Source organism: Pseudoduganella sp. UC29_71, assembly GCF_042693265.1.
Lineage (GTDB): Bacteria > Pseudomonadota > Gammaproteobacteria > Burkholderiales > Burkholderiaceae_D > Rugamonas.
Map to the genome: position 1 here is coordinate 519,844 of NZ_CP170549.1, position 26,242 is coordinate 546,085.

General features: G+C 64.1%; 13 protein-coding genes. 8 read left to right on the plus strand and 5 right to left on the minus strand.

Going from position 1 to position 26,242, the window contains the following annotated elements; translation table 11 throughout:
• Window positions 1–317: 317 nt before the first annotated feature.
• Window positions 318–1,379 (plus strand): 3-deoxy-7-phosphoheptulonate synthase AroG, encoded by a 1,062-nt coding sequence (gene aroG / locus ACFJI2_RS02300; RefSeq protein ID WP_377703582.1) that lies wholly within the window; start codon window positions 318–320, stop codon window positions 1,377–1,379.
• Between the two features lie 52 nt (window positions 1,380–1,431).
• Here the strand turns inward: aroG and ACFJI2_RS02305 are convergent, their stop codons facing one another.
• The 5 genes from ACFJI2_RS02305 to ACFJI2_RS02325 all read right to left on the minus strand — a co-directional run bounded on the left by ACFJI2_RS02305 (window position 1,432) and on the right by ACFJI2_RS02325 (window position 16,732).
• Window positions 1,432–4,197, minus strand: coding sequence for a TonB-dependent receptor domain-containing protein (locus tag ACFJI2_RS02305; protein WP_377703583.1), 2,766 nt, complete (start codon window positions 4,195–4,197; stop codon window positions 1,432–1,434).
• A gap of 481 nt (window positions 4,198–4,678) precedes the next feature.
• The gene (locus ACFJI2_RS02310) at window positions 4,679–7,354 is read right to left on the minus strand and encodes a TonB-dependent receptor (protein ID WP_377703584.1); all 2,676 of its coding nucleotides are present in this window, start codon (window positions 7,352–7,354) and stop codon (window positions 4,679–4,681) included.
• 300 nt (window positions 7,355–7,654) lie between these two features.
• A complete protein-coding gene (locus tag ACFJI2_RS02315; protein ID WP_377703585.1) occupies window positions 7,655–10,480 on the minus strand; it encodes a TonB-dependent receptor in 2,826 nt (941 codons plus the stop codon).
• 278 nt (window positions 10,481–10,758) lie between these two features.
• Window positions 10,759–13,533: a TonB-dependent receptor gene (locus tag ACFJI2_RS02320; protein WP_377703586.1), complete on the minus strand. Its 2,775-nt coding sequence runs from the start codon at window positions 13,531–13,533 to the stop codon at window positions 10,759–10,761.
• Window positions 13,534–13,951: 418 nt separating this feature from the next.
• Window positions 13,952–16,732 (minus strand): TonB-dependent receptor, encoded by a 2,781-nt coding sequence (locus tag ACFJI2_RS02325; protein WP_377703587.1) that lies wholly within the window; start codon window positions 16,730–16,732, stop codon window positions 13,952–13,954.
• A 411-nt stretch (window positions 16,733–17,143) separates the two neighbouring features.
• Between ACFJI2_RS02325 and ACFJI2_RS02330 the strand changes: the two genes are divergently transcribed.
• The 7 genes from ACFJI2_RS02330 (at window position 17,144) to ACFJI2_RS02360 (ending at window position 26,054) form a co-directional block, all read left to right on the plus strand.
• Entirely contained in the window at window positions 17,144–18,082 is a 939-nt protein-coding gene (locus ACFJI2_RS02330; protein ID WP_377703588.1) for an ABC transporter permease, read from the plus strand.
• An 8-nt stretch (window positions 18,083–18,090) separates the two neighbouring features.
• Window positions 18,091–19,116, plus strand: coding sequence for an ABC transporter permease (locus tag ACFJI2_RS02335; RefSeq protein ID WP_377703589.1), 1,026 nt, complete (start codon window positions 18,091–18,093; stop codon window positions 19,114–19,116).
• The gene (locus ACFJI2_RS02340) at window positions 19,117–20,826 is read left to right on the plus strand and encodes an ABC transporter ATP-binding protein (protein ID WP_377703590.1); all 1,710 of its coding nucleotides are present in this window, start codon (window positions 19,117–19,119) and stop codon (window positions 20,824–20,826) included.
• 12 nt (window positions 20,827–20,838) lie between these two features.
• Complete coding sequence (locus ACFJI2_RS02345) at window positions 20,839–21,807, plus strand: VTT domain-containing protein (protein ID WP_377703591.1); 969 nt, start codon at window positions 20,839–20,841, stop codon at window positions 21,805–21,807.
• Between the two features lie 234 nt (window positions 21,808–22,041).
• Entirely contained in the window at window positions 22,042–23,061 is a 1,020-nt protein-coding gene (locus tag ACFJI2_RS02350; protein WP_377703592.1) for a glucokinase, read from the plus strand.
• A gap of 160 nt (window positions 23,062–23,221) precedes the next feature.
• Entirely contained in the window at window positions 23,222–23,941 is a 720-nt protein-coding gene (gene scpB / locus ACFJI2_RS02355) for an SMC-Scp complex subunit ScpB (protein ID WP_107877692.1), read from the plus strand.
• Window positions 23,928–26,054, plus strand: a complete 2,127-nt coding sequence (locus ACFJI2_RS02360) for a pseudouridine synthase (RefSeq protein ID WP_377703593.1) — start codon at window positions 23,928–23,930, stop codon at window positions 26,052–26,054. The genes scpB and ACFJI2_RS02360 overlap by 14 nt, the downstream gene beginning before the upstream one ends.
• The last annotated feature ends 188 nt before the right edge of the window (window positions 26,055–26,242 follow it).

Genomic DNA, 26,242 nt, shown 5'->3' on the forward strand with positions numbered 1-26,242 from the left:
CAAAGAGCAGGTGGGATGCTGCCCCAATGTGGTGCGCGCGCCACGCGCCCGCTTGAACAGGCCGCTTGACAAATCGCTTGCCAAAGCTTGTGACTTGTTGCTATAGTCATTGCAACCTTTTAGGATTTCTCCCATGCAGCGTTGCGTTTTTCTTTACCGGCCACTTTTACTTTAGCAATTCCAGCCCAAAGGCGGTGGAGTAGCGGCCGGTTCACGTAGCAGCAAAAACGAGATCCCAGCAGACCCAGACAAACCGCCAGCGATGGCGGTTTTTTTTTAGCCCAAGATTTTTCAGCCTTAGACTCCAGGAGATAGACATGCAACGCACCGACGACCTGCGCATCCGCGAAATGAAGGAACTGGTCCCCCCCTCGCACCTGATCCGCGAGTACGCCGTCAGCGAGGCCGCCAGCACCACCGCCGCGAACGCGCGGGTGGCGCTGCATCGCATCCTGCACGGCCAGGACGACCGCCTGATGGTGGTGATCGGCCCGTGCTCCATCCATGATCCGAAAGCGGCCATGGAATATGCGCGCCGCCTGGCGCCGCTGCGCGAGAAGCTGGGCGCGGACCTGGAAATCGTCATGCGCGTGTACTTCGAGAAGCCGCGCACCACGGTGGGCTGGAAGGGCATGATCAACGACCCCTACATGGACAACAGCTTCCGCATCAACGACGGCCTGCGCATGGCGCGCGAGCTGCTGCGCGACATCAACGAGCTGGGCTTGCCGGCCGGCACCGAATACCTGGACGTGATCAGCCCGCAGTACATCGCCGACCTGATCAGCTGGGGCGCGATCGGCGCCCGCACCACCGAGTCGCAGGTGCACCGCGAGCTGGCTTCCGGCCTGTCGTGCCCGGTGGGCTTCAAGAACGGCACCGACGGCAACGTCAAGATCGCCGTGGAAGCCATCAAGGCCGCCTCGCAGCCGCACCACTTCCTGTCGGTGACCAAGGGCGGCCACTCGGCCATCGTGTCCACCAACGGCAATGAGGACTGCCACATCATCCTGCGCGGCGGCAAGGCGCCGAACTACGACGCGGCCAGCGTGGACGAGGCCTGCAAGGCCATCGCGGCCCAGGGCCTGGCGGCGCGCCTGATGATAGACGCTTCGCACGCCAACAGCTCGAAAAAGCCGGAAAACCAGATTCCCGTGTGCGCCGACATCGCCGGCCAGATCGCCGGCGGCGACGCGCGCATCGTCGGCGTGATGGTGGAGTCGCACCTGGTGGCGGGGCGCCAGGACCTGGTGCCGGGCAAGGAGCTGACCTACGGCCAGTCCATCACCGACGGCTGCATCGACTGGGACAGCAGCGTGCAGGTGCTCGAAGGCCTGGCCGCCGCGGTGCGCCAGCGCCGCCTGCGCACCGAAGACTAAATAAAAAAAACCCGCCGTATCGCTACGGCGGGTTTTTTTCAGCTGCTACGTATTACTTGAAGGTGTAGCCTGCCGACACATACACAAAGCGGCCGCGCGGGTCGTATTGGTTGATGTCGTAGCCGGCCTGGAACTGGTTCGACACCGGCACGAAGATGCCAGGCTGCTTGTCGAACAGGTTGCGCACGCCTGCGCTCAGCACCAGCGATTTCCAGCCCTTCCACGTCACGTTGGTGTCGTAGGTGGTCATGGCGCCGATGAAGTTGCGCTGGCCATCGCCCTGGCGGAAGCCGGTTTCATAGCCGGAGGAGAAGTTCTGGGTCAGCGAGATGGCCAGCGGACCCTGGGTCCAGGTGCCGCTCAGGGCATGGCGCCAGCGCAGTACCACGCCGCCGTCCTGCGCGCCCAGTACCGGGTCGCCGTTCTTGTCTACCAGGGTGCCAACTTTGTGCGACAGGGTGCCGCCCGGGCTGGTCTGGTCGAACTTGTCCATGTAGGTGCCGTTCAGCGTGGTGTCGAAGCGGCCGAAGCTGGTGTTCTGGCGGAACTGGGCGAACACGTCGAAGCCTTCGACGGTGGCGTTGCCGGTGTTGGCCAGCGTGGTGTAGATCAGGTCGACATCGTTGCCCTGCAGTTTCACCAGGTTGGCGTAGGCCGAGTCGCCGCGGCGGAAGCCGGACACCACTTCCTGTGCCGACGGGGTGGCCAGGATGTCGGACACCTTGATCTTGAACCAGTCCACGCCGAAGGTGAAGCTGTCGGCTGGCGACAGGACGATACCGATCGAACGCTGCTGCGATTCTTCAGGCTTCAGGTTGGGGTTACCGCCGGACACGGCGTTAACCTGCAGCTGGGACTGGCCGGTGGCCGGATCGTTGAAGGTTTCCGACGAGCCGGTGGTCTGCGGCTGCCACAGGTCGCTCAGGGTAGGGGCGCGGAAGCCCGAACCTGCGGACGCGCGCACCAGCACCGACTTCAGTGGCTGCCAGCGGCCGTTCACCTTGTAGTTGTTGGTGCTGCCGACGTCGTTGTAGTCGTCGCGGCGCAGCGCCAGGCCCAGGTCCAGGGTCTTGGTCAGCGGCAGGCTGCCTTCGGCGAACACCGAGTTGATGGTGCGCGACTTGTTCACAGGAGGCACGCTGCCGCCCAGGCCGGCGATGTCGCCGGTTTCCAGCGCAGGGCTAGGGGTGGTGTGGAACTTGTCCTTGCGCGACTGGAAGCCTGCGGCGTACTGCGGGGTGATGCCGGCGAATTGCGGCAGCTCGCCTGCGATCTTGGCATCGAAGGTATTGCTGGTCGATTTGCCGGTCAGCGTGTCGCCCGAGTACTGGGCCGATTTCAGCTTCTCAGCCAGCGCGCCGGTCTGCACCGCGCCTGGTGCCCATGGGTTCCAGTTGTTGGCAGGATCGTTGATGATCTTGGCGTAGGCCACTTGCGAGAAGTAACCGGCCGGCACGGTGCCGTGGATCTTGCTCTCGTTGGTGGCAACGGCCACTTCGTAGTCCTGGCCCCAGACGGTGCCTTTCGAACCCAGTACCAGGCGCGACTGCTTGGCTTCGTCGACGCTGGTGCGGTTGCCGAAGTCAAACACGCGGCTGGTGATGGCCAGCGGCTTGCCGACCAGGCTGCTGAAGCCGTATTTGTTCAGGTAAGGCACGGCGATCGACTGGTACACCGGGTTGCTTGGGTACAGCAGCAGCGCCGGGTGCACGCCTTGCTTGGCGAACTCGCCGTCGGTTTCCAGGAAGGAGCGGCGGACCGGGCTGCCCTGGAAGCTCTGGGTGACGGTCGATTCCGAGTACAGCGCGTCGGCGAACAGTTCGTGGTCGGCGTTGATCTTGAACGAGCCGTTGGCGGTCAGGTTCTTCAGCTCGCGCTGCGGAATCAGGCCCACGAAGGCGGCGCTGTCGAAGGCGCAGTAAGGCGTGTTCTTCGAGGTGTTGGTGGCGTTCTGGTACATCAGGATGGACGCGCACTTGCCCTGGTCGGCCAGCGGGTTGCCGTAGCCGGTGCCTGGCGAGTTGCCGAAGCCGGTCACGCGGTCGTTAGGGTAGGCGCCCGGGATGATGGCGCCTTCGATGTTGCCCTGGCCGGTGGCGCCGGAAGCGTAGTACGGCAGGTTGTTGCCGGTGGCCGAGTAGGAGCGGTCGGTCGCTTTCAGCAGTTTTTCTTTTTCGTACGATGCCGACAGCACCACGGAGTAGCCGTCGGTGCTCAGGTCGCCGATGCCGCCTGTGATCGATGCCTTGGAGTTCTTGCCGCCGCCGCTTTCGGTTGGGGAACCGTAGCCTGCGGTGACTTCCACGCCCTTGAAGGACTTGGACAGGATGAAGTTGACCACGCCGGCCACTGCGTCCGAACCGTACACGCCCGATGCGCCGTCTTTCAGCACTTCGACGCGCTCGATGGCGGCCAGCGGGATGACGTTGACGTTGACGGCTGCGCCGCCACCGCCGGCGAAGGCTGCCAGGCGGCGGCCGTTCACCAGCACCAGGGTGCGCTCATCGCCCAGGCCGCGCAGGGAGATCGAGGACATGCCGTAGGTCGAGCTGCCGGCGCCGGTGGAGTTCTGGGTCGAGCCGGAGGAGGACAGGGCGGAGATCGAGGTCAGCAGTTCTTGCGTGCTGGTGGCGCCGGTGCGGGAGATTTCCGCCTTCGTCATCACCTGCACTGGCAGGGCGGTTTCGGCGTCCACGCGCTTGAGCGAGGAGCCGGTGATTTCAACGCGCTGGATGGATTCCGGGGCGGATTGCGCCTGGGCGGCATGCATGCCCAGCACCAGGCCACCGGCACAGATCAGGCGTACCGAACGGGACAAAACTGTTTCCTTCATCATTTAACTACTCCCAAGATGTACTACTTTAGTGAAACGGCGTCTACGGCCGAGTTTGGATAACTTTTATCTTTTAGATAACACCATGGCCAGCCGTTGATAAACGGCAAAAGTTGGCTAGGAGCCATGTAATCACTCCGACAAGGTGGTGTCAACGTGAGAAATTTGCGGTTTCGAGCGATTCCCCTGTTTTTCGCGCCGTCGCGGGCTGGACGGGAATGGGGCGTTAAGCGAGCACGTTGGGTGCCATAAGGCGGCGGATGGGCGACGTTGCGGCCAAGTCCGGGGAATCTGTAAAAGCGGCTAAAGCAGCGGAAAGGTGGTGTTTGCCGCTTTGGAGCGAATAGTAAATAATGTAACTTGCTGGCTGGAATGTCACTTTTTTGCTACAAAACGATACTTAGCGCTACAAAATGATACCGCCGGCGTGAGCCGGCGGCGGGTGCTGCAAAGGCGCTGCGCAGGCTTAGAAGGTGTAGCTGCCGCGCAGGTAGATGGCGCGGCCAACCGCGTCCGTGTAGCGCGGGTCATAGCCCTTCTGGAACAGCGTGCCCTGGTTGGAGAACGGCGGGTCCTTGTCCAGCAGGTTCTTCACGCCGGCCGTCAGCGTCACGCCCTTGATGCCGGTGTAGCTGGCGGTCAGGTTCCACAGGCTGTACGAGGGCACGTGGTTCAGGAACTGGTCGTCGATGTCCAGGTTCTGGTCGGTGTAGCCGGACTTGAAGGACTGCGCCAGGGTGGCGCTCCAGACGCCCATGCGCCAGTTCAGCGAGGCGTTGTGCTTCCAGCGGAACACCGGGTTGTTGGCGGCGTAGCGGCCCACGTTCTGGGTGAACGGGCCGTCGCGCTCGTCCTGGTACTCGTACTTGTGGACATAGGTGCCGTCCAGCGCGAAGATGAAGCTGCCGTAGGCGCTGCTGCCCGAACGCAAGGTCAGCGACACGTCCACGCCGTCGGTGTTGACGCGGCCCAGGTTCTCCTTCAGGTCCAGGATGGCGAACGGCGAGCCGTCCGGGTTGCGCAGGAAGCGGTCCTTGTACTTGGCGTAGTTGCCGTAGATGACTTCTTCCGGCAGCGCGTTGATCTTGTCCTTGAGCTTGATGTTCCAGTAGTCCAGCGCCAGGGTGGCCTGCGGGATGGGCTCGATCACGATGCCGGCCGCGAAGGTGCGCGACTCTTCCGGGCTCAGGTCCGGATTGCCGCCCTGCAGCTTGAACTGCTGCAGGTCGCAGTCGCGCAGCGGGTTGGTGATCGGGTTGGACGAGGGCACGCCGCCCGGGCACAGGATGGGGTCGTTGTACGAGTTGTTGGTGTCGTTCTTCGAGCGCGGCGCGTTCTTCTCGAACAGCGTCGGGGCGCGGAAGCCGGTCGAGGCCGAGCCGCGCAGCAGCACTTCCTTGGTCGGCTGGTAGCTCAGCGCCAGTTTCGGGTTGGTGGTGTTGCCGGCGTCGCTGTAATCGTCGAAGCGGGTGGCGAACTGCACTTCCAGGTCCTTCATCAGCGGCAGCCGGACTTCGCCGAACACCGCCTTGATGGTGCGCGAACCGGCCGTGGACTGCGAGCCGGACAGGCCGGAGCTGGCCGCCTGGCCGGCGATGTCGCGGTTGACGAAGAAGTCCGCCTCTTCGCGGCGCAGCTCGCCGCCGAAGGCCAGCGCGGCCTTGCCGCCGGCCATGTCCCACAGCTCGCGGCTGGCCTTGAAGTCGATGCCGGTGTTGCGGGTTTTGCCGTCCTGTACCTTGCCGCGCAGCGCGGTGCTGGCCAGGTAGGCCTTGCCGGCCGCGTCCTGCAGGCCGAAGGGGTTCAGGATGCCGTTCAGCACGCCCGCCGCGAACGACTCGTCGCGCACGTAGCCGCCGGTGAACCATTCGGCCGAGCGGCTTTCCGACAGCGTGAAGCCGGTCTTGTAGTCCCAGCCGTACAGCAAGCCTTCGGCGCCGATGCTGAGGCGGTCGGCCGCGCCCAGCGAGTTGATTTCGCGCTGGCCCGCTTCGGTGGGGCGCCAGTTGACCGACAGCGGCTGGCCGGACAGGCCCGGCATGGCGGGCACGCCGCCGCCCGGGTTGCCCGGATAGTATTTGCTGGTCTTCGGCAGGATCAGGCCGGTCTGCGGCGGCGGCGCCGTGTGCGACAGCACGTCGTTCTCGGCGTGCAGGTATTCGATGCTGGCCTGGTGGTCGTTATTGATCTTGAAGGTGGCTTTGCCGAAAAAGGCGATCTGCTTTTGCGCCGGCAAGTCGTCGATCAGGCGGGTGTAGTCCTGGCGGCAGGTGCCGCCGCCGCCGATGGGCAGGGACAGGGGCTGGTCGCAGCCGGCCGCGCGGCCCGGGTTGCCGGTGACGTTGGAGCCGGGGTCGAAGTAGTTGCCGGGGAAGGTGGTGCCGGAAGTCAGGTTCAGGCCGCGCTCGGGGATCACGCCGGTCTTGGAGAATTCGCGCTGCTGCGAGGTCAGGATGTCGAGCTTGTGCCAGTCGAACACGCCGAACACATTGTAGCCGTCGGTCTCCAGGTTGCCGAAGCCGGAAGAGATGTTGACGCGCTTCTCGTCGGCGCCGGGCGCGCGCGGCAGCAGGGCTTCGGCCGTGATGGTGGTCGCTTGCACCGAGCGCTTGGTGATGAAGTTGATCACGCCGCCGATGGCGTCGGTGCCGTAGATGGCCGAGGCGCCGTCGCGCAGCACTTCGACTTTCTCCAGCGCCGACACGGGAATGATGTTGAGGTCGACGCTGGCGCCGTCGTAGGGGTGGTTGGCGATGCGGCGCCCGTTCAGCAGCACCAGGGTCTTGTCGCTGCCCAGGCCGCGCAAGTCGGCGCTGGACTGGCCGCCGGTGGGCAGGCCGGAGCTGTTGCCGCCGACCACGTTGCCGGAGCTGAAGCTGGAGCTGTTGGAGGGGATGCGGTCCAGCACTTCCTGGGCCGTGGTCAAGCCTTGCTTGACGAAGTCCTCGGCCTTGAACACGGTCAGCGGGTTGGCCGTTTCCGATACCAGCCGCTTGATGGAGGAACCGGTCACTTCCACCCGCTGCATGGGCTGCGTGCTGTCCTGCGCCAGCGCGGCCTGGGTGGCCAGGCCCAGGCTCAGGCCCAGGCCGGCGGCGCACAGCAGGCGCACCGAGCGTGCGATTGTTTTCTCATTCATCATTGCCCAAAACTCCCAAAAGAACATCGTTGTACATGTCATGGGCCGAGCGTGCCGGATAGGCGCGTCGGCCCCTCGTATGGCAATTCCCTGAAGAAATGTTAATCTTCAAGCACACAGATGTAACCACCGGTGGTTATCCATGTCAATAATGAAAGATTGCGTGTCAGGTTAATACAACGGCCTGTAAATCCCGCTGTGCAAGTGAGGTGTTTTGTGCAGGAAAATAAAAAGGGCGGTGATCGCTCGCCGCCCTTTGCTCGAAGTTACCGCTTGTTTGCCGTCAGATGCCGGCTTTTGCGATTAGAACTTGTAAGAACCGCTGATGCAGAACTGGCGGCCCAGCGCGCTCGAATACGAGGGGTTGTAGCCGACCTGGTGCGAACCGGTGTTGCGCAGCGTGAACGGCGGCGTGCGGTCGAACAGGTTGATGATGCCGGCGGTCAGCTCCACATTCTTCAGCGGACGGTAGGCCGACTGCAGGTCGAAGGTGGTGTAGCTCGGCACGTCCAGCGTGATGCCGTAGCACTCGCCGGGCGAACCGGCCACGATGACGGCGCAGTCGTCTTCCGACTGCGGCTTGTCAGTGTAGCCGTTGCGGTAGTTGGCCGCCAGCGTGTGGGTGAACCTGGCGGTCTCGTACGAGGTGGTGGCGCGCACCACGTGGCGGAAGCTGACCTTGTCGTTCGAACCGTAGCGGTTCAAGCTGGTTTCCCACTGGTCGTCGGTGCCCGGCGTGGTGTAGCGCGACTTGAGCAGCCAGGTGCCGGCCAGACGGCTGGTCAGCTTGCCGTCGAACAGCTTCATCTTGTGGGTGAAGTCGTAGTCGACGCCCTGGTTTTCCACCTTGCCGATGTTAATCGGCAGCAGCTTGATGGCCAGCACGTCCTTGCCGGTCGAGCTGATGTGCTTGGTGGTGAACAGGCTGGCGTACTTGGCCGGGTTGGCGAAGATCAGGCCTTCGGACACCGAGGTCACCTGGTCGCGGATCTCGACGTTCCACAGGTCGATGGCCATCGACAGGCTGTCGAGCGGCTCGAACACGAAGCCCACGCTCCACTGCTTGGACTTCTCCGGCTTCAGCTCCGGATTGCCGCCCTGGAAGGCTTCGAACTGCTGGCGCTGCACGCCGTTGCAGTAGGACGCCAGCGGGTGGCTGCCCATGCCGTTGGCGGCCGTCAGCGGGCACTGGTAGTTACCGCCGGTCACACCCCAGTCTTCCAGCGGGCCTGCGATCTCGGTCATGCTGGCGGCGCGGAAGCCGGTGCCTGCCGCTGCGCGCAGCATCAGGTTCTTGGCGGCCGAGTACTTGGTGCTCACTTTCCAGGTGGCGGCGTTTTCCTTGCTGCCGACCTTGGCGCCGGTCAGGTTGTTGTCGATGGCGCCGATCTGGTCGTAGCGCACCGAGGTGGTCGCTTCCAGCTTGCGGGTGAACGGCATCACCAGCTCGGCGTAGGCGCCGGCGTTGTTGCGCTCGTAGTTGCTGTCGACCTGGGCGTTGTCGAACAGGATCTGGGCCTGCTTGGCCACGTCGGCCTGGTCGATGCGGAAGGCGGTGTTGCGGAAGTCCGCACCCACGCCCAGCATGGCCGCGCCGCCGGCCAGCTTGAACACTTCGCGCGAGGCGCGCGCGTCGATGCCCTTCATTTCCACGGTCTGCGTGTTGTAGGTGCCGGAGAAGCCGGTGCCCACCAGCGCGTCGCGCATCGATTGCGGCATCTCGCCCTGGGCGTAGCCGAACGGGTCGATGGTGCCGGCGTCCAGCGCTGCCTGGAACTTGTCGGCCAGGGGGAAGCCGCCCACGTATTTCTGGGTCTGCTTGTTTTTCGAGTAGGTCACCGCCGAATTGACGTCCCAGCCGAAGGCCTGGCCGTCCACGCCGGCGACGATGTGGGTGGCCTTGGTGCCGTAGTCGTAAGTGCGGTTGCCCATTTCATACAGGCGGTACTTGGCCACCACCGAAGTGGCGTTGGCGTCCTGCGCCGCGGTCAGGTAAGGCTGGATGTACTTGTTGTACAGCGCAGAGCCCTTGCTGATGGAGAAGTCGGCCGGGTAGGGCGCGATGCTGGCGACGATCTTCGCTTCGGTGTAGGCGAAGTCGTAGAAGCCCTTGAAGCCGGTGTTGCCAAGCTTCAGGCTGCCCGAGCTGAAGATCGAGTCGCGCTGCGATTCCGGGTTGATCTCGATGGTGGACGGCGAGTCGTAGAAGCAGTTGCCGTCGCCGTAGAAGTCCAGGTTGCTGGCCGCGCACTTGCCGCCGTGCGCCAGCGCGTACGGGTTCAGGTTGATGTTCTTCTCGACGGTCTTGCCGGTGGCCGGGTCGATGGTGTCGTAGCTGACGGCGGCGTTGGCCGGCAGGGCGCGCGAGGAGCCGTTGATGAACTGCAGCGCCTTGCCCGTTTTCGGATCGGTGAAGTTGACGATGCCGGTGCGCGCGAAGCCGCGCTGCGAGGCTTTCAGCTGCTTCTGCTCGTCGTGGCTGGCCGAGACGAACACGCTGTAGCCGTCGTCCTCGTAGTCGCCGAAGCCCTTGCTGATGCTGAAGGAGTTGCTCTTGCCGCCGGATTTCTGCGGGCTGTTGTACTTGGCGTTCACTTCCCACGGGGAAGCGCCTTTTTTCAGGATGAAGTTGACCACGCCGGCGATGGCATCGGCGCCGTACAGGGCCGAGGCGCCGTCGGTCAGCACTTCCACGCGCTCGATGGCCGACAGCGGGATCGAGTTCAGGTCGATGGTGGTGCCGGAATTGGCCGGCGCCACGCGGCGGCCGTTCAGCAGCACCAGCGTGTAGGCCGAGCCGATATCGTGGATGGAGGCGGTGGTGATGCCGCCGCCGCCGCCGCCGACCGAGTCGCCGGCCACGGAGAAGCCCTGCATGGCGGGCAGCTGCTGGATGAAGTCGGTGACGGTGCTGACGCCGGTCTTCTTGATGTCCTTCTGGTTGAAGGACTGCACCGGCAGCGACGCTTCGGCGGCGATGCGCTTGATGCTGGAACCGGTGATTTCAACGCGCTGCATGGATTCGGCTGCGGGTGCTGCTTCCTGGGCGGCAGCGGCGTGCATGCCCAGTGCCAGGCCGCCTGCGAACATCACGCGCAGGGAGCGAGACAGTACTGTTTCTTTGATCATTGCTTTGAAGCTTTCTCTTGATGCGATGGGGAGGAATCTACTGCTGCTTAACTTGCCGTTATTGCAGGTTCCTGTAATTCTCACTAAAAATCACAGGGGCGGTATGAAACCACTAATCACGCGGTCTTGTCAATTTTTGTTCGGGTTTTCAGCGGAAACCGGAGTATTTCTGCTAACTCGATACTGTTTTGGCAAAACTATCTGTATAGACCGGTCAAAAGAAAAAGGGCGGTGCTTGCGCACCGCCCTTCGAGGCAGTTTTACTGACGGCTAGGCGATCAGAAGAACTTGTAGTTTAGGCCCACTTTGACGTAGCGGCCGATGGCGCCGGTCGCGTCCATCGGGTTGTAGCTCATGCCGCCGTAGGTCAGCGGGTCCAGCGGTGCGATCTTGTCGAGCACGTTGTTCATCGACGCGAACAAGGTCAGCTGCTTGCTGAAGTTGTAGCGGGTCGACAGGTCCAGCGTGGTGAACGAGGCGATCTGGCAATCGGTGGTGCCCGGCTGGCCGTTGGCCAGGTTGGACGCGCAGGTGTTGCCTTCGAACAGGATGTTCTTCATCTTGGCGCGATAGTTCACGATGCCGTTGAAGTTCCAGTCGCCGATGTCCCAGGTCCCGGTCAGGTTGATCTTGTCCTTAGGCGTACCGGCGCAGTTCGAGGTGTCGCAGTTGCCGTGGGTGCCAGCGAACTGGTACACCGTGGTGGCCGACTCGTGACGCTTCCAGGAAGCCACGTGGGTCCAGGTCAGGCCCAGCTGGGCTTTGCCGTAGGCGCCCAGGCGCAGGCGCTGTTTGATGTCCAGGTCCACGCCGCTGATTTCGGTGAAGCTCGAATTGCGGTATGGGGCCTGGGTCAGCACCAGGGTGCCCGAGTTCGGGATCACCACGCCGTTCTGGACCAGGTTGTTGTCGTTGCGGATAGCGGTCGGCAGGGCGGCCGCTTCGTTGTACGGCAGCGGGTTGATCTCGTTGGAGCGCTTGATCTTCCAGCCGTCCAGCGTGATGCCGGTGTCGGCCAGCACGTCCCATACCACGCCCAGGGTGTAGCCCTTGGAGGTTTCAGGCTGGAGCTTAGGATCGCCCACTTTCACCGCTGCCACAGGGATGGCGCAGTCGGTGGAGGTGGCGCCGCCGGCGGCCGGGGTCTTGCCGCCTGGGCAACGGATCGGATCGGCCACGGTCGAGGTGCCGGTCGATTGCGATTGTGCCGAGCCTTCAGCAGGACCTGGGGCGCGGAAGCCTTCGGTGTACGTGCCGCGCAGAGCGAAGGACTTGACCGGGGTCCACTTGGCGCCCACTTTCGGGGTGGTGGAGTTGAAGTTGTCGTACTTGTCGTAACGCACGGCGGCGCTCAGCTCGACGTTCTTGATCACCGGCGCCAGGACCTCGGCGTAGATAGCCGACACCTTGGTGTCGCCGAAGGCGGCCACGTAGCTGGAGTTGATGGAACCGTCTTCCGAACCCTTCAGCGAAGGATTGGACAGTTTTTCCTGGCGGTGCTCGGCGCCGACTGCCAGGCCCATGTTGCCGCCTGGCAGAGCCCACAGCTCACGCGAGGCCTTGAAGTCGATCACGTTCAGCTTGGTGGTCGAATCGGAGGTGGCGTTGGTCACCATGGCCGCGTACAGCGAGGCCGGGTTCTTGTTCGCCTGCGCGCCGATGTAGTACGGGAAGTACTTCGAGGTCGGATCGCCCAGCGCCGCCGCCACCACTTTCATGTTCAGCATATTGCTGTAGTCCAGGTGCAGCTTGGACTCGGAGTGGGTGAAGCCGGTGTCGTAGTCCCAGCCCATGGCCGAGCCCTTGACGCCGATCACGAAGCGGTTGAACTCGTTGTTGGCCGAGCGCGTGCTTGGGCCGACGTCGAACGCGGTGTAGCGGATGCGGATCGGCGCGCCGTACGGATTCTGCGGGTGCGCGGCCGACATGATGTTCAGGTTGCCGTAGTTGATGAAGCCCAGCGGATTGGCGGCGTTCGGCGGGAAGGCCACGGTCGGGGTGACCGACGGCGGCACCAGCGTGAACGAGGTGTCGCGCTTGGAGTAGCCCGCTTCCACGTAAGCCTGGGTGTTCTCGTTGATCTGGAAGGTGCCGCGCGAGTACAGGTTGAGCGACTCGATTTCAGGCTGCATGTCGCGGAACTGGTCGGCGTACCATACGCAGCCGCCGTTGGCGCCGGTCTGGCTGGCGCTGGTCAGCGACGCGCAGCCTGGCAGGGCGACGTAGTTGGTGGTCTTCGGATCGCGCAGCAGGCCGACCGGCGAGGCGGTGGCGTTGTTGGTGCCGTTGATGTAGCCGCTGGCGAACTGGGTGCCGATCGGGAAGCCGTATGGACGCAGGTCGCCATGGCCGATGTGGCCGCGGCTGGCGCGGTCGCTGTTTTTCAGCTTGTCGGCCTGCTGGTATTCGGCGTTGAAGACGAAGTTGTAGCGGTCGTTATCCAGGTTGCCCTTGCCGAACGAGACCGAAGCCTTGTTCTGCTTGGCGTCGCTGTAGCGCGAAGCGCCGGTGTCGGCCTTCACTTGCAGGCCTTCGAAGTCCTTGCGCAGGATGATGTTGACCACGCCGGCAATCGCGTCCGCGCCGTAGGTCGACGAAGCGCCGTCCTTCAGGATCTCGATGCGCTCGACGATCTGCATCGGCACGGTGGACAGGTCGGTGAAGCTCTTCTGGCCGTCGTCGGCACGGGCGAACGGCGCCATGCGGCGGCCGTTCAGCAGCACCAGGGTGGAGGTCGCGCCCAGGCCGCGCAGCGAGATGGCGGTGGAACCGGCGGCAAAGCCGTTGCCGAAGCCGGTTGGCAGCGAGCCGGCGCCGTCCACGGTCAGCGTTTGCAGGTACTCGGCCACGGTGGCCTTGCCCGACTTCAGCAGCTCTTCGCGGCCGATCAACTGGATCGGCGACGCGGTTTCCGCCGTGGCGCGCTTGATGCTCGAGCCGGTAATCTCAACGCGTTGGACATTCGCGCTGGCATCTTGTGCCATCGCCGGCGTTGCCAGCAGACCTGCTGCAACCACGCTGCCCGAGAATATCAGGCGCACGGAACGTGCCATAACTGTTTCCATCATCATGCTAAAAACCTCCAACTAATGTAGTGATAAACGAAGCGACTGCACTGACTTATTGTTAACTGCATGTTCTGCAAAGTCTGCCCGTTCCCAGTTGAGCAAACGTCTAGGCATTTGCTCAATTGGCTGATGAAATCACCTGCCGGGTTCGGCTGTCAATGTAAGCGAAACCCGTAGCGGGCGGCACATCGTTGTGTTTTAAGCAGGGGGAAAGCGCACGAGCGTCATAAAATCCACTAACTTCCGACTTCAGCTGGCAACGTGCCGTATCGGATTTGTCTCGCCGCGCTCGGCGTTGTTTAACGAATACGTGGTAATCCGTTAGTTTTTGGCGACACTTGAACGCAAAAAGGGCGATGATTGCTCATCGCCCTTTTTAGGGTCCCACCTTCAAATTGTTAAATTACTTGAAGGTGTAGTTCGCGCCCACTTTGAAGTAGCGGCCGATGGCGCCCGAAGCGTCCAGCGGGTTGAAGCTCATGCCGCCGTAGGTCAGCGGATCCAGCGGCGCGATCTTGTCGAACACGTTGGCGATCGACGCGGTCAGCTGCAGGTTCTTGCTGAAGTTGTAGCGGGTGGACAGGTCCATGGTGGTGAACGAAGCCAGCTTGCAGCCGTTAGGAGCTGCGGTACCGTCAGCAAACTTGGAGGCGCAGATATCGCCTTCATATTTGATGTTCTTCATGCTGTCGCGGTAGTTCACGTTGGACGCGAAGTTCCAGGCGCCGATGTCCCACGAAGCGGACAGGGTAGCCTTGTTCTTCGGCGTGCCGGCGCAGTTTGACGTGTCGCAGTTGCCGTGGGTGCCAGCGAACTGGTACTGCACGGTGTCGGACTCGGCACGCAGCCAGGACGAGATGTGGGTCAGGTTCAGGCCGATGACGGCCTTGCCCCAGGCGCCCAGGCGCAGGCGCTGCTTGACGTCCAGGTCCACGCCGGTCACTTCGGTGTAGCTCGAGTTGCGGTACGCGCCCGACACCACCAGCAGCGAGCCGGAGTTCGGGATGACCTTGCCCGACGCGTCCTTCAGGTTGTTGTCGTTGCGCACGGCGGTCGGCGACTGCGCCGCTTCGGCGTAGGAAACCGGGTTGATCTCGTTGGAACGCTTGATCTTGAACGCGTCGACGGCGATGCTGTTGCCTTCGAACGGGTCCCACACCATGCCCAGGGTGTAGCCCTTGGATTCCTCGGGCTGCAGGTTCGGGTTGCCGACCTTGATCGAGCTGACGGTGATCGAGCAGTCGGTCAGGGAAGCGCCGGCCGCTGGCGTGCCGCCCGGGCAACGGACCGGGTCGCGCACCGGAGCGCTGCCGACGGCCTGGCTCAGGGTGTTGGACTCGGCCGCGCTAGGAGCACGGAAGCCTTCGGTGTAGGTACCGCGCAGGGCGAAGTTCTTGGCCGGGGTCCATTTCACGCCCACTTTCGGGGTGGTCGAGTTGAACTGGTCGTAGTGGTCGTAACGCAGGGCAGCGGTCACTTCCACGGTCTTCAGCACCGGCGCCAGCACCTCGGCGTAGATCGCCGACACGTTGGTCTTGCCGAAGGCGGCGGTGTAGCTGGAGTTGATGGAGCCGTCGGCGGTGCCGGTCAGCGATGGGTTGCTCAGCGTCTCGCGGCGGTGTTCGCCGCCGATTGCCAGGCCCATGTTGCCGCCTGGCAGTGCCCACAGTTCACGGCTGGCCTTGAAGTCGGCGATCAGCAGCTTGGTGCTGGAATCGGAGGTGGCGTTGGTCACCAGGGCCGAGTACAGCGAAGCCGGGTTCTTGCCCGCTTGCGCGCCGATGTAGTACGGGAACAGCTTGGAGCTCGGGTCGCCCAGTGCGGACTGCAGCGCCTTCATGTTGAGCATATTGCTCCAGTCCAGGTTCAGCTTGGACTGCGAGAAGGTGAAGCCGGTTTCATAGTCCCAACCCTTGACGTTGCCTTTCAGGCCAGCCACGAAGCGGGTGAACTCGTTGGTGTTCTTGCGGGTGCTCGGACCCACGTCGAAGGCCGAGTAGCGCACGCGCACTGGCACGCCGTACGGATTCTGCGGGTGGTTGGCAGCCATCAGAATGGTGTTGCCGTAGTTGATCAGCTGGTTCGGGCCGCCGTTCGCGCCCGGGAACACCACGGTCGACGAGGTCGACGACGGGGTCAGGGTGAAGGCGGTATCGCGCTCCGAGTAGCCCGCTTCAAAGAACGCCTGGTGGTCGGCGTTCAGCTGGAAGGTGCCGCGCGAGTACAGGTTGATCGACTCGATTTCCGGATTCATCGAGCGGAACTTGTCCTGGTGCCACAGGCAGCCGCCGTTCGGATCTTGCGGAGCCGAGGTGGAGAACTGGTCGCAGCCCGGCAGCGACACGTACTGGCCGGTTTTCGGGTTCAGCAGCGCGCCGGTAGGCGAAGGCGAGGCAGCGCCGTTGGTGATGTAGCCGCCAGCGTACTGGGTGCCGATGCCATAGCCCCATGGGCGGATGTCGCCGTGGCCGATCCAGGCGCGGCTGCCGCGGTCGGAAGCCTGCAGGCCGTCGGTGTGGCTGTATTCGGCGTTGAAGACGATGTTGTACTTGTCGTCGTCCAGGTTGCCCTTGCCGGCGGTCAGGGAGATCTTGCCCTGCTTGGCGTCGGAGTAGCGCGAAGCGCCGGTATCGCCCTTGATCTGGACGCCTTCGAAGTCCTTCTTCAGGATGATGTTGACCACGCCGGCGATGGCGTCGGCGCCGTACAGCGAGGAAGCGCCGTCCTTCAGCACTTCGATGCGCTCGACGATCTGCATCGGGATGGTGGACAGGTCGGTGAAGCTCTTCTGGCCGTCATCGGCACGGGCGAACGGCGCCATGCGGCGGCCGTTCAGCAGCACCAGGGTGGAAGTCGCGCCCAGGCCGCGCAGCGAGATGCCGGTGGCGCCAGCGGCGAAGCCGGAGCCGAAGCCGGTTGGCAGGGAGCCGGCGCCGTCTGCGGACAGGGTCTGCAGGTATTCGGCGACGGTGGCCTTGCCGGACTTCATCATGTCGTCGCTGGTCAGGACCTGGATCGGCGACGCGGTTTCCGCGGTCGCGCGTTTGATGCTCGAGCCCGTGATTTCCACGCGCTGGACGTTAGCGTCTTGTGCAAAAGCCTGTTGGGCCATCAGACCCGCCGCCACCACGCTGCCCGAGAAGATCAGGCGCACCGAGCGGGATAAAACCGTTTCCATCATCATTACAAACAACTCCCAAGAAAAGTATCGTATGGCGGCATCCAAGGCGTAGCCAAGCTGAGCCGCATTCGGGGTCAGACCCCGAATGCGGCTCAGCTCGCTAGATGAATTAGTTGCACGCCAACAATTCTCTCCAAAAATCACATATTGTTTTCGGAGAGGGATCGCATCAGAACATTGCCGGATAAGAATTGTCAATGAAAAGCGCATTCTGCGATGCGTAAAAACAACGGGCGGTTTCTTTGCAGGTGGGTAAGATGCTGCGCTGCGTTTGCCTATGAAAAATCGACGGTAACGTTGTTTTATCGAATTGAAATATTGCAACGCAGCATAACTTTTTCTTGCATGCGCAGCCGGGGTAAGGATGATGGTGGGGGAGCGGGTGCTCCTATAACTCTAAGGAATACCTGATTAATGCTTGCCTATATTCTGCGCCGATTGTGGCAGATGCTGCCCACCATGCTGGGCGTGGTGCTGCTGGTGTTTGTTTTGTTCAATTGGGTGGGCGGCGATCCGGCCTATATCCTGGCCGGCAAGATGTCCAGCGCCGAGAGCATTGCCAATATCCGCCGCCAGCTGGGCGTGGACCAGCCGTACTACGTCCAGCTCGGCATCTTCCTGAAGCAGATCGTCACCTTTGACTTCGGCCAGAGCTGGGCCACCGGCGAGGCGGTGTCCAGCATCATCACCACCCGGCTCGGGCCGTCGCTGACGGTGCTGGTGCCGCTGACCATCCTGGAAACGCTGATCGGCATCGCGCTGGCGCTCATCGTCGCCTTCGTGCGCGGCTCGGTGCTGGACCGCGCGGTGATGATAGCCTGCACCGTCGGCATGTCGATTTCCATCCTGGTCTACATCATCGTGTTCCAGTACGGCCTGGCGTACCAGCTGGGCTGGTTCCCGGTGCAGGGCTGGGGCAGCGGTTTCTGGGACAGCCTGCTGCGCTATGCCACCTTGCCCATCCTGATCGGGCTGGCGGTGTCGATCGCGCCCACCTTGCGCCTGTACCGCACCTTCGTGCTGGACGAGGTGAACCAGGACTACGTGCGCACCGCGCGCGCCAAGGGCTTGCCCGAGCGCCGCGTGATGTGGGTGCACGTGCTGCGCAACGCCGCCATCCCCATCATCACGCACGTGATGGCCAGCCTGCCGGCGCTGCTGATCGGCGCCTTCCTGCTGGAGCGCTTCTTCGGCATTCCCGGCATCGGGCGCGAAGTGATCCTGGCGGTCGAGCGCAGCGATTTCCCCGTCATCAAAGCCATCACCGTCTACGTGGCCGCCGCCACCATGGTGTTCAACCTGCTGACCGACCTGCTGTACCAGGCAGTCGATCCGCGCGTGCAATTGAGGTAACAGTGCAGATGCAAAATTCACACGCCGCCCCCGGACTGTGGGCACTCGCCTGGCGCCGCTTGCGCGCCGACCGCGTGGCCATGGCCGCGCTGGCCGTCGTCGGCATCTTCATGCTGCTGCTGGCACTGTCCGCCAGCGGCCTCATCGTCAAGGACTGGGAAGACGAAGTCGGCACCAACTACGCCCCGCCATCCTTCCTGGCCAGCGACGCAACCGAAGCCGTAGGGCGGGTTAGTGCGCAGCACGTAACCCGCCGCGAGCCGCCGCCGCCCAACGAATTCGACCCCCTGGCCGCCGACCTGCAAGCCCTGCGCGCCACACTCCCCGCCGCCGCGCTGGCTCCGCCCGAGCGCCGTCCCTCGCTGCCCTTCGGCGCCGACAAATGGGGCCACGACGTCATCAAGAAAACCATCAAAGGCGGCGAAACCTCCATCGTGGTCGGCCTGGTCGCTGCCTTGGTGGCGGTCTCACTCGGCACCCTGTTCGGCGCCGTCTCCGGCTTCTACGGCGGCCTGGTGGACGACTTCTTCAACTGGTTCTACAGCATCTTCACCTCCATCCCGTCCATCCTGATGATACTGACGGTGGCGGCCGTGCTGCAGCAAAAGGGCGTCGCCACCATCGTCCTGATACTCGGCCTGACCGGCTGGACCGGCCCCTACCGCCTGATGCGCGCCGAATACATCAAGCACAAGGCGCGCGAATACGTGATGGCGGCCGACGCCATCGGCGCCTCCAGCTGGCGCAAGATGTTCTCGCACATCTTCCCCAACGTCAGCCACGTCGCGCTGGTGCAGCTGTCCATCCTGGTGGTGGGCTTCATCAAGGCCGAAGTCATCCTCAGCTTCCTCGGCTTCGGCGTGCCGGTGGGCGTGGTCAGCTGGGGTTCCATGCTGAACGAGGCGCAGAACGAACTCATCCTCGGCAAGTGGTGGCAGCTGACGGCGGCCGCCACCGCGATGGCGCTGCTGGTTACCGCCTTCTCCCTGTTCACCGACGCGCTGCGCGACGCCCTCGATCCGAAAGTGAAGTAAATGGACAACGCCAACCTGCTCGAAGTGCGCGACCTGCGCGTGCGCTTCCGCATCGACAAGACCAATACCTTCGAGGCCGTGAAAGGCATCAGCTTCGCCGTGCCGCGCAACAGCACGGTGGCGCTGGTGGGCGAATCGGGCAGCGGCAAGTCGGTCAGCTCGCTGGCCGTGATGGGCCTGCTGCCGCCGGACACCACGCTGATCGACGCTGCCAGCAGCATCCTGTTCCAGGGCCAGGACGTGCTCAAGCTCTCCGTGGACGAGCGCCGCCGCATGTGCGGCAAGGACATCTCGATGATCTTCCAGGAGCCGATGTCCTCGCTCAACCCCGTGTTCACGGTGGGCTACCAGATCGGCGAGGTGCTGCGCCGGCACATGGGCATGAACAAGAAGGAGGCGAGGGCGCGCACGCTGGCGCTGCTGGACGAAGTCGGCATTCCCGATCCGGCGCACAAGATCGACGCCTACCCCAGCCAGATGTCCGGCGGCCAGCAGCAGCGCGTGATGATCGCCATGGCCATCGCCTGCGAGCCCAGGCTGCTGATCGCCGACGAGCCCACCACGGCGCTGGACGTCACCATCCAGAAGCAGATCATGGAGCTGATCGCCAGCCTGCAGAAGCAGCGCCAGATGTCGGTGCTGTTCATCACGCACGACCTGGGCCTGGTGGGCGAGATCGCCGACCACGTGATCGTCATGCGCCACGGCGACGTGCGCGAGACCGGCGAAACCAGGCAGATCTTCGGCAACCCGCAGGACAGCTACACCAAGGCGCTGCTGCACTGCCGCCCGTCGCTGGATGCGCGCCCATGGCGCCTGCCGGTCATCAACGATTACATGGAAGCGCAGGCCGGCGCCGGCACCGGCCCGATGCAGCTGACGCAGCTTAAGCAGCGCCAGCGCGGCAGCGCGCCGGACGACGAGCACGTGCTGGTGGTGGACAATCTCAGCAAGAGCTTCTACTTCCGCGAAGGCCTGTTCGGCAAGCGCGAGTTCCAGGCGGTCAAGGGCGTGTCGTTCAAGCTGGCGCGCGGCAAGACGCTGGGCGTTGTCGGCGAATCCGGTTCCGGCAAGACCACGGTCGGCCTGACCCTGCTGCGCCTGCACCAGGCCACCGGCGGCACCGCCATGTTCGAGGGCAAGGACCTGATCTCCATGCCGGCCAGGGAGTACATGGCCTACAAGCGCCGCATCCAGATCATTTTCCAGAATCCGTACGCCTCGCTGAACCCGCGCTTCACGGTGGGCCAGATCCTGCTGGAGCCGATGAAGCTGCACAACATCGGCGCCAGCGAGCGCGAGCGTGTGGAAAACGCGTACCAGCTCTTGGAAAGGGTGGGGCTGCCCGCACATGCCTTCCATCGCTACCCGCACGAATTTTCCGGCGGCCAGCGGCAGCGCATCGCCATCGCGCGCTGCCTGACGATGAAGCCGGAAATCCTGGTCTGCGACGAATCGGTGTCGGCGCTGGACGTGTCGGTGCAGGCACAGGTGCTGAACCTGCTGCAGGACTTGCAGGACGAGTTCGGCCTGTCCTACATCTTCATTTCGCACGATTTGTCGGTGGTGAAGTACATCGCCGACCAGGTGATGGTGATGCGCAAGGGGGAGGTGGTGGAGCTGGCCGATTCGGACCAGTTGTACCGCAATCCCACACATCCCTATACCCGTACGCTGCTTGGGGCGATCCCGCGTCACGATTTCGGATAAGATAGCACCACCATGGCGAACTTACTCTCATTGCTGCAGGAATACGGTGTGTTCATCGTGTTTGCGGTTGTCCTGATCGAACAGATGGGGCTGCCCATTCCCGCCTTCCCGCTGCTCATCGTCGCCGGCGCGCTGGCGGCGAACGGCGAGCTGCACTGGGGCGGCGTGCTGGCTGCCGCGCTGCTGGCCTGCTCGGTGAGCGACTTCTTCTGGTTCCGCGCCGGCCGCCGCTACGGCAAGCGCATCCTGAAGCTGCTGTGCCGCATCTCGCTGTCGCCGGACTACTGCGTCAGCCAGACCGAGGACAACTTCCGCCGCTGGGGGCCGAAGTCGCTGCTGGTCGCCAAATTCATTCCAGGTTTCAATACCATTGCGCCGCCGATGTCGGGCGCCATGGGGACTTCCTATCCGCGCTTCCTCGGCTTCAGCGTGCCGGGCGGGCTGATCTGGTGCGGCACCGGCATCAGCATCGGCGCCTACTTCCACCAGAGCATCGACGACGTGCTGGATGTGCTCTCCACCATGGGCAGTACTGCGCTGACCGTGCTGGGCGCGCTGCTGCTGCTGTTCATCCTGTACAAATATGTGGAGCGCAAGCGCTTCCAGCAGGCGGTGCAGATGGAGCGCATCACCGTGGACGAGCTCAAGCAGTTGCTGATGGACGGCCACGCGCCCGTGATGGTGGACGCGCGCAGCGCCACCGCGCAAATGCTGGAACCGGCTGTGCCGGGGGCGCTGCTGGTCAACGGCGACCCGCTGGGCGTGATTGCGGCGCTGCCCAAGGACCGCCATATCATCGTCTATTGCAGCTGCCCGAACGATGTCACTGCCGCCCACGTGGCCAAGCAGATGCACGCCAAGGGTTACAGCTATGCGCGGCCGCTGCACGGCGGCCTGGACGCGTGGAATACCGCGTTTGCCCATGAGCTGCGCCGGCCGCGCGATGAGGCGGATTCGGCTGTTACGGCGTCCCACGGCTGAGCTGGCGGCTTACGCGGCGCGCCGCTAACCCGCCCTACGGATTTACTGGACCGCTAAACCCTGGCTTCGGCCGGGGTTTTTTGCTTTTGGGCGGTAGTCATACTACGTTGGGATTATTGCGAAACGTTAGTTTTTGTTCTCAGTGGGTTTGAAAATGTACTAAAACTACAAAGAAGGCTTGCGCGCTGGACGGGATTTCCTTTAAGCTAAGGCCTCAACTATTTTTTCGCCATCATGACTGTCCAGCCTACTTCCCCTCAACATTCCGGCTTCCCAGGCGGCCCGCGTTTATTGGCGGACGTGGGCGGCACCAATGCCCGTTTTGCGCTGGAAGTGGCTGCTGGCAGCATTGCCCACATCAATGTGCTGGCCTGCGCGGACTATCCGAGCCTGGCCGATGCGCTGCGCGCCTATCTGGCGTTGCCCGAAGTGGCGGCCGTGGCCGGCGGCGGCATCCGCCACGGCGCCATCGCCATCGCCAACCCGGTGACCGGCGACTTCGTGCGCATGACCAATCATCACTGGGAATTCTCCATCGAGGCGCTGCGCACCGAGTGCGGCTTCGACGTGCTGGCGGTGGTGAACGACTTTACGGCCCTGGCCAGCTCGCTGCCTTTCCTGTCGGACGAGCAAAAGCGCCAGGTGGGCGGCGGCACGGCGCAAGCCGGCGCGCCGCTGGGCCTGATCGGCGCGGGCACCGGCCTGGGCGTGTCCGGACTGATCCCGGGCAAGGATGGCGGCTGGACCGCGCTGCTGAGCGAGGGCGGCCATGTCAGCTTCTCGCCGGCCAACCCGACCGAAGTGGCCATCCTGCAATACGCGTGGACCGAGTTCGAGCACGTGTCGGCCGAGCGCCTGATGTCCGGCGTGGGCATAGAACTGATCTACCGCGCGCTGTGCCACCACCGTGGCGTGTCCGCCGAGCAGATTGCCGTGCCGGAAATCGTGCGCCGCGCGCTGGACGGCGAATGCGCGCTGTGCGACGAGGTCGTGGAAACCTTCTGCTGCATGCTGGGCACCGTGGCCGGCAACCTGGGCGTGACCTTGGGCGCGCAGGGCGGCATCTATATAGGCGGCGGCATCGTGCCGCGCCTGGGCGCACGCTTCGACCGCTCCGGTTTCCGCGCCCGCTACGAGCAGAAGGGCCGCTTCGCGCAGTACCTGGCGCGCATCCCCACTTTCGTCATTACCGCCCAGTACCCGGCATTCGTTGGCGTTTCGGCAATCTTGAGCGATCGACTTGCCTCTGCGTAATTCTTGTTCCGGTTGACTGGACAAATTATCCGTTTCGTAGTTTTATCAGGTACAATTGCCGCAGTTGGACCTGACACCTCCATCCCCATCGGTACTGCCCCTGCCCAGCGCGCATAGGCCGGGCGCACATCTTGCAATTATTTTGCAAACACAAGAAGCTATGATTAGAGTTGAGGCGAAAAAGGTCCTCGAAACCGCTTTGCTATGCGCGCATGAGCCTCTGTCGATTCACAGCCTGAAAAAGCTGTTTGTCGAGCTGGATGATCAGGGCCGGCCGCGCAATGACGGCCTGGGCACCGATGCGATCAAGGAAATACTGGAAGAACTGAAGCTGGAGTGGGACGGGCGCGGCGTCGAGCTGGTGAGCCTGGCCACGGGCTGGCGCTTCCAGAGCCGGCCGGATATGAAGGTATATCTGGACCGCCTGAATCCGGAAAAGCCGCAGAAATACTCGCGTGCGACGCTGGAAACGCTCGCTATCATCGCCTACCGCCAGCCGGTAACGCGCGGCGATATCGAGGAAATTCGCGGCGTGGCCGTGAATTCGCAGACGATCAAGATGCTGGAAGACCGCGGTTGGGTCGATGTAGTCGGCTATCGCGATGTGCTGGGACGGCCCGCCCTGCTGGGCACCACCAAGCACTTTTTGGATGATTTGGGACTCAATTCGCTGTCCCAGCTGCCGCCGTTGCAGCAAATCAGCGATATGCGAGGTGGCGCGCCCGACATGGAAGCGCTGGAAGCAGCCCTGCAGGAGAACTTTGACAAAGCGGCGCAACACGCCGCGCCGCCCATCAATGAGGCACCGGCTCACGCCCTTGCGCCTGAAACGACGGTTGACGCTGAGCCCAACCAAGAAATGAATAATGAACAACACTGATACCCCAGAGACTGTCGCCGGCGCCCCTGCCGCCGACGCGGCAGCCAAGCCTAAGCGCCGCACCAAAGCCCAGATCGAAGCCGACAACAACGCGGCGCTGGCAGCCGGCGAGACGCCGAAACCGAAACGCAAGACCAAGGTCGACGCCGCCGATGCGCCTGCCGCCGCTGTGGCCGCTGACGCCGCCGCGCCCGTGAAAAAGCCGCGCGCCAAGCCGGCCAAGGCCGCCGACGGCGCCGATAGCGGCGCCGCTGCCCCCGCCGGGTTCGCCGCCGCGCCTGCCGCTGCCGCTGCCGCACCGGCCGAAGCCGCGCCAGCGAAAGCGCCGCGTGCCAAGAAGCCGAAAGCCGACGCACCGGCCGCCGCTGCCGACGCTGGCGTGCCCGCCGCGCAAGCTGCCTCCGGCGACGCGCCGGCCGGCGACGCCGCCCAGGGTGGCAAGCAAGACAAATCCGATCGCCGCCCGCGCGGCCCGCGCCAGATGCGCGAACTGCGCGCCGTGCGTGAAGCCACCCGCCCAGCGCCGGCTCCTGCCGCCGCTGACGCTGCTTCGGGTGCCGCCGGCGCTCCGGCTGCAGGCGCGGCGGAAGGCGAGGGCGCAGGCCCGGCCGTTCAGGGTCAAGGCCAGCGCCACGAGCGCGGCCCGCGCAACGAAGGCCGCAACAAGAACAAGAAGAAGGGCAAGCAGCGCGGCCAGGGTGGCCAGGGCGCGCAAGCCGGCCAGGGCGGCGCCAAGCTGAGCGAAGCCGATGCCGCGTTCGCCTACGCCACCTCCGACGCCTTCGACCGCGAAGACGGCAAGGGCCGCGCCCCGGCCAAGGCCGTGCGCCGCGACCTGACCGCCGAAGACGACGCGCCCAAGCTGCACAAGGTGCTGGCCGAAGCCGGCCTGGGCTCGCGCCGCGACATGGAAGACCTGATCGTTGCCGGCCGCGTGTCGGTCAACGGCGAGCCGGCCCACATCGGCCAGCGCATCCTGCCGACCGATGCCGTGCGCATCAACGGCAAGCTGATCCAGCGCAAGGTAAGCAAGAAGCCGCCGCGCGTGCTGGTGTACCACAAGCCTGCCGGCGAGATCGTGTCGCACGACGACCCGGATGGCCGCCCATCGGTATTCGACCGCCTGCCGACCATGAAGGCCGGCAAATGGCTGGCCATCGGCCGCCTGGACTTTAACACCGAAGGCCTGCTGCTGTTCACCACCTCCGGCGACCTGGCTAACCGCCTGATGCACCCGCGCTACAACATCGACCGCGAATACGCGGTGCGTACGCTGGGCACGCTGGAAGAGGGCATGCGCCAGAAACTGCTGGCCGGCGTGGAGCTGGAAGACGGCATGGCCAACTTCTCCAAGATCGCCGACGGCGGCGGTGAAGGCATCAACCGCTGGTACCGCGTGGTCATCAGCGAAGGCCGCAACCGCGAGGTGCGCCGCATGTTCGAAGCCATTGGCCTGACCGTGTCGCGCCTGATCCGTACCCGCTACGGCGCCATGACGCTGCCAAGCGACCTGAAGCGCGGCCGCTGGGAAGAAATGGAAGAAAACACCGTGCGCGACCTGCTGGCCGCGTATGGCGTCGAGAAAAAGCAGCCGGGCGAAGCCGCCCAGGGCGGCCATGGCGGCCAGAAGCGTCCGCAAGGCGCGCCAAGCGGCCGTGGCCAGGGGCCAGCGCCGGTCCAGGGCGGCCAGCGCGGCAACCAGAAGCCGCGCCGCGACCGCGACGAACACGACGACGGCGAGCCGAACGGCAACCGCATGGACGTCAGCAACAAGAACGCCGACCCGTTCCCGCAAGCACCGCGCGGCCAGGGCCGTGGCCAGGGCGCCTATTTCGGCGCCGGCCAGGGCGGCGGCTTCGGCCGTCCGGGCGGCGCGGGCGGCTCCGGCCGTCCAGGTTCGGGCCGTCCCGGTGGCGCCGGCGGCGCGCAGGGCGGTCCCGGCCGTGGCCAGGGCGGCCAGGGCGCAGGCGGCAAGGGACCGAAAGGCCCGCGCCAGCCGGACCCGCTGCAAACCACCTTCGGCTTCGCCAACGCCGGCGGCCAGCGCCGCGGCAACCCGCACCCGCGCGGCGCCGCCTCCGACCACGGCATGCCGCGCCGCCGCAAAGGCTGATCGATCCAGCAGCCTGAGCCGCATTCGGGGCCTGACCCCGAATGCGGCTCAGGCTGGCAGAATTCGCACGGTCGGCCGGGTTTTTTGGCGGTTTTGATTGTTGTTTGCGCGTCCACTGTGGTATGTGGCATTGCAGCGAAGCCAATTGGCGGTTATAATGACCAGCCTAGGAAAAGTGATACGCAGGT

What these genes read in the sequence shown, in the direction of transcription:
- ACFJI2_RS02330 (WP_377703588.1), top strand. Translation starts at nt 17,144, where the DNA reads ATGCTTGCCTATATTCTGCGCCGATTGTGGCAGATGCTGCCCACCATG.
- ACFJI2_RS02350 (WP_377703592.1), top strand. Translation starts at nt 22,042, where the DNA reads ATGACTGTCCAGCCTACTTCCCCTCAACATTCCGGCTTCCCAGGCGGC.
- ACFJI2_RS02360 (WP_377703593.1), top strand. Translation starts at nt 23,928, where the DNA reads ATGAACAACACTGATACCCCAGAGACTGTCGCCGGCGCCCCTGCCGCC.
- ACFJI2_RS02325 (WP_377703587.1), bottom strand. Translation starts at nt 16,732, where the DNA reads ATGATGATGGAAACGGTTTTATCCCGCTCGGTGCGCCTGATCTTCTCG.
- ACFJI2_RS02320 (WP_377703586.1), bottom strand. Translation starts at nt 13,533, where the DNA reads ATGGCACGTTCCGTGCGCCTGATATTCTCGGGCAGCGTGGTTGCAGCA.
- ACFJI2_RS02315 (WP_377703585.1), bottom strand. Translation starts at nt 10,480, where the DNA reads ATGATCAAAGAAACAGTACTGTCTCGCTCCCTGCGCGTGATGTTCGCA.
- ACFJI2_RS02335 (WP_377703589.1), top strand. Translation starts at nt 18,091, where the DNA reads ATGCAAAATTCACACGCCGCCCCCGGACTGTGGGCACTCGCCTGGCGC.
- ACFJI2_RS02345 (WP_377703591.1), top strand. Translation starts at nt 20,839, where the DNA reads ATGGCGAACTTACTCTCATTGCTGCAGGAATACGGTGTGTTCATCGTG.
- aroG (WP_377703582.1), top strand. Translation starts at nt 318, where the DNA reads ATGCAACGCACCGACGACCTGCGCATCCGCGAAATGAAGGAACTGGTC.
- scpB (WP_107877692.1), top strand. Translation starts at nt 23,222, where the DNA reads ATGATTAGAGTTGAGGCGAAAAAGGTCCTCGAAACCGCTTTGCTATGC.
- ACFJI2_RS02340 (WP_377703590.1), top strand. Translation starts at nt 19,117, where the DNA reads ATGGACAACGCCAACCTGCTCGAAGTGCGCGACCTGCGCGTGCGCTTC.
- ACFJI2_RS02310 (WP_377703584.1), bottom strand. Translation starts at nt 7,354, where the DNA reads ATGATGAATGAGAAAACAATCGCACGCTCGGTGCGCCTGCTGTGCGCC.